Genomic DNA, 8,756 nt, shown 5'->3' on the forward strand with positions numbered 1-8,756 from the left:
GGAACATTTTGCTCCACGTCTAGAGTATATACATCTTTTTTTGTTCAAAAACAAAAGTTTTTTCAATTTTTTTCAAAAAAATTTATTCCAAATTGGAATAATGGGCCCAAAATGGCCTAAACGGCACGTTTTCGCTGACTTGCAGGCAAAATCCGCAGGTTGTTCTCGCGGTACTTGGCCACCGTACGGCGAGCCACCAGGATGCCCTGCTCCTTAAGCTTGTCTGCAATCGCCTGGTCAGAAAGAGGCTTTTTCTTGTCTTCTTCGTCCACAAGCTTCTTGATTGCATCCAAAATCGTCGCCGAACTGAGCTCTTCGGCACCCAGGGTCTCGCCCTGCTTGACCCCCGAAGTAAAGAAGCTCTTGAGCTCAAAAATGCCGTAGGGGGTATCCACGTACTTGCCGTTAATGGAGCGGTTCACGGTACTCACATCACGCTTGATGTCATCGGCGATGTCGCGCTGAACCATGGGTTTCAAGAATGCAGGACCCTTAGTAAAAAAATCCTTCTGGCGTTTGAAGATGGCGCGCATCACTAGTTCCATGGTCGAGCAACGGTCATCGAGCGCCTTGATGAAGTCGTTCGCCTTCTTCAGGTGTTCCCGAACATATTCGCGGTCGTGCTTCGATGCGTTCTTGTCCTTGAGAATCGACTCGTAGGTCTTGTTGACCTTGAGGCGCTTCTGCATGGGCGAACGGTAGGCTTCCACATCCTGCCGGCCGTGATGGTTCACGATTTTCAAGTCGGGAATCTTGCCCTGTACCAGACGATTGGAAAGCAGAAAGCCCGGGTGCGGATTAAGCTTTGCAAAACTTGCCACCGCCTGCTGCACTTCCTCTGTGGACACCCCCAAGGTCTTTCCAATTTTCGCATAGCGAAGCATAAGCAGGTCTTCGTAGCAGGTCTCCAGGATCTTAATGGCGAGCGGCGAAAAGCCTGGAATGGCGTAGGCCTGCAACAAGAAGCATTCCTTCTGGTCGCGCGCACCTATTCCCTTGGGATTGAAGCCCTGCAGCACATGTACCGCCTCACGCACGGGGAGCGAACAGTCGTCCAGGGCGACATCGCCCCGCAGCATCGACTCAATTTCTTCGACAAAGGCGTCGTTCGAAACAGGCGAGCCGTTCAGGCCCAAGTTGTCGTTCGACAGGAAGCCGTCGTCATCCAGCGAGTCAATCAGGTACTCAACCAACGAACGGAAGCGTTTTTCGGAACACCCCGCCTGCGAAAGCTGTTCGAGCAGTTCGCGGGTACCGGACCATAATAGCAGCTGGTCGCGGAGCTTTTCCTGGAGGCCCTTGTCGGAATCCTTGATGGGACGGTCCCACTCGTCATCGGGATCGTTTGAAGGCGCATTCAGATCCTTGAACGGGGCGTCCTCATTCATGGAGCCGTCATTCAGGTAGCGTTCGTAATCGATGTTGTCTGCATCGCCGTCCAAAAGACCTCTATCGACCATGGCGCTGTCTTCCAGCGAAGAATAATCGGAAGAGTCGTAGTCGTCGTAATCGTCGGGATGGTCTTCCTTCAGTTCCGCTCCGGAATCTGGAAGTTCGTCTTCGCGGACTTCTCGGTCTTCCATTGGTTCGGAATCATCCAGCTCCAGCAGGGGATTAGTTTCCAGCTCGTCCTTGATTGCCGTGTCGAGCTCCAGGGAAGTCTTCTGCAAAATGGCGACAAACTGGCGCAACTGGGGCGTAAGCGTCTGCTCCAGCCGTTGCGTTGTTCCAAGTTGCATTCCAAGATTCATAGGGATTCCTTTCGTCTAACCAAGACTGAAGCTGTCTCCTAAGTAAATGCGACGCGCTTCGGGATCGTTCGCCAAGTATTCCGAAGAACCTTCGGTCAGCACCTGACTTTTGTACATAATGTAGGCACGGTCCGTTATCGAGAGTGTTTCGCGCACGTTATGGTCCGTAATCAGAATTCCCATGCCGCGGTCCTTGAGCCCCGAAATGATGGACTGGATATCGGCCACCGCGATCGGGTCGATGCCTGCAAAAGGCTCGTCGAGCAAAAGGAACGAAGGGTCGCTGGCAAGTGCGCGGGCAATTTCTAGGCGGCGGCGTTCGCCACCCGAGCAGCTCATGGACTTGGTCTTTCGAATATGCGTAATCTTGAACTCTTCAAGCAGCTGTTCAAGCCTGCGCTTGCGTTCGGAACGCTTCATACCCTGCGTTTCAAGAATCGCCATGATATTGTCTTCGACGCTTAGCTTGCGGAAGATGGACGCTTCCTGCGGCAAGTAGCCAATACCCAGGCGAGCGCGCTTGTACATGGGCTTGTCGGTCATTTCGATGTCATCGAGAAAGATGTGGCCCGATTCCGGACGCACCATGCCCACAATCATATAGAACGATGTCGTCTTTCCAGCACCATTGGGACCAAGGAGCCCTACGATTTCGCCCTGCGAAACGCGAATGGACACGTCGCGGACAACTTGACGGCCTCCATAGACTTTGCACAGGTGTTCCGTGCGAATGGTACTGACTAAATTTTTCATCGTTTATAATTTACAAATCTTTTGCTTTCTTGATGTTTTTCTTGTGAAGTTTTTTCATCATTTCCAAATGCGGATTCGGCTTGTCGGAAAACTTCTTGTCAGAAAAATTCTTATCGGAAGCATCCGCCTTGAGCGAGTCGGCCTCGAGAGCCTTCTTGTTGCGCTGTTCCTTTTCCATGTCGATGTAGCGGCCACTTGCCATGGCGCCACCTCCCAGAAGCCTTAACGACTTGACGGCGTTCTTCTGGGCATCGAACAGAATATGGATCGTATCGCCGGCCGCTTCGTTCTTGCCCGCCACGGAACGGTCCTTCTTGACATAGAAATAGGTACTTTGCGCCTTGCCCGAGACGACCGCCCTGTCCATCTTCCCCTGATTGAAATAAAGGTCCAGACGATCCCCGTCCATCAGGTTGCGGTAATCCTTCAGGTCGGTCTCATAGAAGAATCCCCGGGCATTCAGGTTCACATAGAGCCGTTCAATCTTATCGCTACTGAATTCCGCATAGAGCGTATCGCCAAAAGCCTCAGTCACGCTGCCAGGAGCATTTCTCTTGGGATCTTCCTGCTGCACACCATGCGCATTGCGAATTACCAGCGCCGACTTGAGTGATTTTCCTGCGGAATCAAGTACCAGGAAAATGGAATCGCCAGTCAAGTGGTAGTTCTTCATGTCGCAAGTCGGATGCCCCTTCATACTAAGCCAGTTATTCTTGCGGTCAAAGAAGCCCGTGTCGCAGGTGACCACCATGTCATTCTGCGTCACCTTCACCGAGTCGAAGGCCTGGGCAAAAGCGTCCTTCTTGTTGTAAATGATGCGCTTTGCCGAAATCGTCACCGTATCGATCTTTCCGCTCTTCTGCTTTTCGAACTGGTAGAGCTTTGGCTTCTGCGGCATTGTGAGAATTTCTTTTTCGCGGTCATATTCCAGATATTCGCCGGTGAACAGATAGGAACTTGCCGAATCGCCCGCATGCACATCGCCCGAAGCTGTTGCGATTCCCGCCTTTTTCTGGTAGTGACCATTCTGAGCCTTGATGTAGCCCGACGGGTGCGTAAAAAGAAACCCGCCGCTGCACTGCACACTTTCGGCATCCTTGTGCCAGAAGGCCCGCTGCGTACGGAACTGGACGCTGTCATGGATGAAATGCACACGACCCTGCAAGAGCAGAGTACCCCGCTTACGGGCGACAGCAAGGCTGTCGGCATGTTTCATAATCAAAGGCGAGCTTTGCGCAACGGCACTGGTCGCAAAGAGCATAACAAGCAACAGCGGCAACAGTCTGCGAAAGTTTCTACGCAATGGCACCACTACTCATCCCTCGTCTTCGCTTTAGCACGCAGGATATTCCCACGAACCATATTCAATGCGTTCCGGCGAGCCTTTTCTGCCAACGAATCCTGCTTTGTGGCTGGAGCATCTGGAGTAGTCTTCGCCGGTTTGGGTGCTGTCGCAGAGGAACTTTTTGCAACCGGAGCGACCACCTTCGCTGCCACCGACGAAGAAGACGGTGTCGCCTGAGCGCTATCGCGAGATTCAATTTCCTTGGCCTGGTTCTTGTCTTCTTCCTTGAGGCGGCGAGCCGCGTCCTGGAAAATACCGGTCACATTCGAAAGGATTCTCCAGTTGTCCATGTGGGCGTCGCTCACAAATCCCTGTCCCTGCAAAACATCGCCTTCTTCACTCACGACACGCACATAGCTGTCCGTCTTGACCAGATTGTCCTTCTTGTTCCAAATCAAGGAATCGGAACGAACCGAGGCACCCTTGGGAGTCAGTGCATACACATGTCCGTAGGCATATACGTAAGTGAACTTCAAATCCATGCGACCAGAGTCTGCGCGCAAGAAAGCCGTGCGTTCTCCAAGCGAATCGTAAATATCGACCAAAACCGGACGCACAAAGACAATCTCCTTGTCGCCCCAGCGTTCGAGATACGCCGTTTTTAGTTTCCACGCAAGCACACCCTTGTCGTAGCTGTCCATCAGGGTGGTGTCCGTGAAAAGCATTTCGGGGCGTTCCACTTGCAGCCAAGGCTTTTCTTCTTCAATTTCTTCGCAGGCGGTCAACATGAGACCGATCAGCAATAAAGGTATCAACGCCCACTTTTGAAGAATCATGAGCCAAATATACATAATTTGATTTTCTATTTTAAACGCATGAAACTTCGCGTTCTCGATATATTGAAAAAAGTGGCAAGCAGTCTAGCCCCCCTTCAGAACCTCGTGCTGATTTCGCTTGCGGCATGGGTCACGCACATTATCTTGCGCGTACTGCTCCTGTTCCGCAGCAACCCCTACGGTTTCCCGTTTGTCTCTAAGCCGGACTGGTTCATTTTCCATGCGGTGTGCATTGACTTCATGTGGATTGTGAACGCCCTCGTGGTGTTCCTGATTCTGGGCGGGATCGCCGTCCGCATCGCTAGCGGCTCTAATGCAATCGGGACAGGGACCGCCGCCACCCGCAGAGTCGCGGTAGTCACAAAAGTCACGACCATTCTCTACGCCGTTTTCCATACCGCAATTTTGCTCCTGACGCTTCTGGATAACGAGACGCAACGATTCCTGGGCGGGCATTTGACCTTCGGGCTTGTCGACACCTACAAGGATACCTCCTCCATCATCGTGTTCTACGACTACGTGGCAAACGACCTTTCTGTACCGTACCTGCAGTTTGTGGTGTTGGCCCTCATGCTCCCGCTGACTTACGGTGTTTACAGATTGCTTTGCAAGTGGTACCGTTCCCGCGAAGGCTTAAGCGAGAATCGCTTCTACGTCAAGAAATCCGTCATCGCGATGCTCATCTTCTACATCGCATCGTACTCGTTCGTTTACTTTATCTGGACCGGCAACGCCCGCATGACAAAGCTCCGCCCGGTCGTTTCCCTGATTTACAACGACCTGTTTGTCGCAAAGAAGGCTAGCGGCCTTACAGATGCCGACCTGGGCACGTACCGCACGGCCTACCAGAACCTGTGGCAAAAAATCGAGGGCGATTCCGACTGGACCTTTACGGACAGCGACGCAGGCAACCACCTGCCGCTCTATCGCGAACCGACGCAGGCCCTACTCCAAAGCGAAAAACTCAAGGCCCAGCGCGAAATGCAGCCGAACTTTATTCTGGTGCTCATGGAATCGCAGCGTGGCCGCAATACGGGCTACATGAACCCGCAAATCCAGCCCTCGCCCACGCCGTTCATGGATTCGCTCGCAGCACATTCCCACGTGTGGATGCGCATGCATACGAGCGGCGTGCCCACTACCGGCGGCGTACTCTCGACGCACATCGGCATTCCGCACCATTCCAGACTCGCGCAGGCAACAGACCTCGCGCACGTAACGCTCCCGAGCTTTGTGCAGGTACTGACCGAAAACGGCTACAGCACGCATTACATGTCCGCCGCCGACCCCGCCTGGGATAATCTGGGCGTGTGGATGTCCAAGTGGTACACGCAGCAGCATTACAACCGCGAACGCGAAGACGATTCCACATTCATCGACAACGCGATTGAATACGTTCGCGACACGCTTTCTAAAGAAGGCAAGCCCTTCCTCGCCACGCTCATGACGCGCTCGAACCATTACCCGTTCAACTTTGCCGCAGGCATGACCGACGAAGAAAAGAACCGCCCGCTGCAGGAGCGCATCAACGTGACCATGGGTTACGCCGACAGGCAAATCGCCCGCTTTATTCGCGCTGTCGAAAACGAGGAATGGTACAAGAATACCTACGTGATTATCATGGCAGACCACGGATTTCCCCTGGGTGAAAACGGCGTTTCTACCATGAACGGCGGCGGTTTCTCGAACGTGAGCTGGATTCCGTTCTTTATTCACGGGAAGGGGCTTGACGCCGTCCGTGACACGACTCCTGCCGCGCAGATTGACATCGCGCCCACGGTGCTTGAACTCGCTGGCTTTGCAGTACCAAACATCTTCATGGGGCATAACTTGCTGCGCGGAAACGTAACGAAGATCGGCTCTGTCGCCAACGATTCTGCCGCAGTTGATTCTGTAGTCTCCGAAGTTGTGCCAACACAAATCGCGGGCATGTCCCTCGGTGCCTATTCCGGCTACGCCGCCATCGGGCTCGACGGTTACCGCTTTATCGCGAAATACCCCGCGCAAGACGAGACGCACATCTTTGCCGACAGCGACACCCGCCAGGAAAACGAACTCACCGGCAAATTGCAAAACGAAGAAGGCCGCCTCTCAGCGACCCTCGATACATTGCTCAAAATTTCGGATTACTCGCTCGAACGCGGGCTTTAAATTCTAAACGCGATGCCGCCACTCATAAAGCCGCGATAGCCCGCGCCCAGTTCGGCATACACGCTCACGTACGGGAACAGGAATTCCAAGCCGACCGGCGTCAACTGGACGGAAGGCAGGCTCACGCTTTCGAGCCCGCTGTCAAATTCAAGCATAGTCCCGATGCCGATTCTGCTGTAGGGCCTAAGAATGTCGAAAAGCGTGAACCAATTGAACTTACCTTCGAGTGCAATATGGACCAAATGGTGGTCCAGAAAGTCGCCCCTGCTGCATTCCGAATCGGACACCTTGCCCTCGGGGCAATTCTGCGCAAAGGAACTGTAGTACTCGTAAGAGGCGGCAATGCCCGCTTCGATATTCGGGGTAAAGATGTAGCGCGCGCCAAGACTCCCCACCACATAATTCAATTCCGGATGGGTCTCGTCAGCAGGTTCATCTACCCCATCGCTAGAATCCCAGTTCTGCATGTCTATGGAAAGCGCAATCAGGCTGGAGTAGGTTGCAAAACCGCCACCCACATCGATGGCAAAACGTTCCTGCTTTTTCGCGTCCTCGGCAATGGCAGGTGCAGCGAGCAGGAACGCCGCAACTAGAGACAAGCACAGTCTTTTCACAGACAAGAAAATACAAAAAAAGCGCCGAAAAAGCAACTATTAAAACAAGCCGAAGCTAGAAGCGAGCAGAACGACGCCACAGGACCGAAGTTGTATAAAAATACAGCGAGTGTCCGAGAAAATCTATGAGGCGAACGCAGCGCAAGCATATTTATATGCTTGCATTGCTGAGCCGATTGTATTTCTGCAAGGAAGTTATGTGAAGCTATAGCGAGGCTATTTTTTCTTGAGCCAACTACCGCACAAATACATCGTAAAGATGATGCTCGTAATGAGGAACATCGCGATGCTGATGCATGCGAGGTCACCGATGCCCTTCAGGCCGCGGTGCGTCGTGAACAGGAACCCGACAAAGCCCGCGATGGTCGTGGTGGAACTTGCCATCACGTTACGGCCGGTGGTATCCATCAACTGACGGAGCGTCAGATTCTTGTCGCTCATCCACGAGGTAATCATGTGAATCGTGGAGTCAATTCCAATACCGAGCGCCATCGGGATAACAATCACGTTGTAAATGCTTATCTTCCCGAACTCGAACATGTCGGTGAGGAACCCGAGAAGCCCGAGGGTGAGGAGTGTTCCCATGCCAAAGGAAATGCAGCCTGCCAAGAAGAGTTTCGGCTTGCGGAACGATATCACGAGCGTACCGAAAATCACGAGGATAATCACCAGCGCAAGCCTGAAGCTATCCTTCTTCACGGAGTCGATCACGTCGGAAAGAATGAACTGCGAGGAGAACGTGCGCAGTTCTTCGCCGTCAAAGTTCCAGTGACCATAGCGTTCCTGGAAGCGATGCAAGGCGTGGGCATCCCAGCTCGGGAAGTCACCGTAGATAAAGCCAATCTTGCCGTAGCTGCCGTCCTTTTCACGCAACAGGTCAAGCGTCCAGCTCGGGACATCTTCGGCGATAAACGTGTTTTCGACCGCAGAAAGCTTGCGGAGGTTCGCGATATTCACGGAATCCTCGCCTTCGGCGCGGTCAAACACGCGGGCTTCGGCAAGGTCGCGAATTTCTTCGATAATTTCGAGACGGGCCTTCTGCGAATCCTGTGGCGGCACAAAGCTCTTGAGCGTAAGGAAGCTTCCAAGAGTCGAATCGTGTTCCACGTGCAGGCGCACCATCAGCGTGTCATAAAGTTTGTCGAGCTGTTCGGGCTTAGAACCCATCACAGCTGCCGGCGTCGAGGTGACCGCCTTGCCTGTCGCGCGGGTGACCTTCGTAGAGATCTTGTTCTTCGAGGCCGATACGTTCGTCGAGACGCGACGCAGGTTACGGAGGTTGTGTTCGAAGTCCACATCCTGTGCAAACCAAATGGAAACTGCACCAAGCGCAAAGCTCGCAAAGGCCACATACTTGAAGAACTTG

Annotated in this window: 7 protein-coding genes; 1 reads left to right on the forward strand and 6 read right to left on the reverse strand. The window is 53.2% G+C overall.

All coding sequences use genetic code 11. The annotated features are described in order from the left end of the window. Positions 1-116 precede the first annotated feature (116 nt). The 4 genes from rpoN to lptC are packed head-to-tail and all read right to left on the reverse strand — an operon-like array spanning position 117 to position 4,625. The gene (gene rpoN / locus ACKI61_RS01265; RefSeq protein ID WP_407456004.1) at positions 117-1,751 is read right to left on the reverse strand and encodes an RNA polymerase factor sigma-54; all 1,635 of its coding nucleotides are present in this window, start codon (positions 1,749-1,751) and stop codon (positions 117-119) included. A gap of 15 nt (positions 1,752-1,766) precedes the next feature. Next, positions 1,767-2,504, reverse strand: a complete 738-nt coding sequence (gene lptB / locus ACKI61_RS01270; protein WP_407456005.1) for an LPS export ABC transporter ATP-binding protein — start codon at positions 2,502-2,504, stop codon at positions 1,767-1,769. A 10-nt stretch (positions 2,505-2,514) separates the two neighbouring features. Continuing rightward, on the reverse strand, positions 2,515-3,813 hold the full coding sequence (locus tag ACKI61_RS01275; RefSeq protein WP_407456006.1) for a hypothetical protein: 1,299 nt from the start codon (positions 3,811-3,813) through the stop codon (positions 2,515-2,517). Positions 3,814-3,815: 2 nt separating this feature from the next. Beyond that, complete coding sequence (gene lptC / locus ACKI61_RS01280; RefSeq protein WP_407456007.1) at positions 3,816-4,625, reverse strand: LPS export ABC transporter periplasmic protein LptC; 810 nt, start codon at positions 4,623-4,625, stop codon at positions 3,816-3,818. 39 nt (positions 4,626-4,664) lie between these two features. On the opposite strand from lptC, the gene ACKI61_RS01285 reads away from it, so the two are divergent. Next, complete coding sequence (locus ACKI61_RS01285; protein WP_407456008.1) at positions 4,665-6,776, forward strand: LTA synthase family protein; 2,112 nt, start codon at positions 4,665-4,667, stop codon at positions 6,774-6,776. On the opposite strand, the gene ACKI61_RS01290 is transcribed toward ACKI61_RS01285, so the two are convergent. Continuing rightward, positions 6,773-7,390 (reverse strand): hypothetical protein, encoded by a 618-nt coding sequence (locus ACKI61_RS01290; protein WP_407456009.1) that lies wholly within the window; start codon positions 7,388-7,390, stop codon positions 6,773-6,775. The two genes, ACKI61_RS01285 and ACKI61_RS01290, sit on opposite strands and share 4 nt — an antisense overlap. A gap of 216 nt (positions 7,391-7,606) precedes the next feature. Next, positions 7,607-8,756: MMPL family transporter (locus ACKI61_RS01295; RefSeq protein WP_407456010.1), on the reverse strand; the 1,150-nt coding region annotated here is incomplete at its 5' end.

Source organism: Fibrobacter sp., from assembly GCF_045601785.1.
Taxonomy (GTDB): Bacteria; Fibrobacterota; Fibrobacteria; order Fibrobacterales; family Fibrobacteraceae; genus Fibrobacter.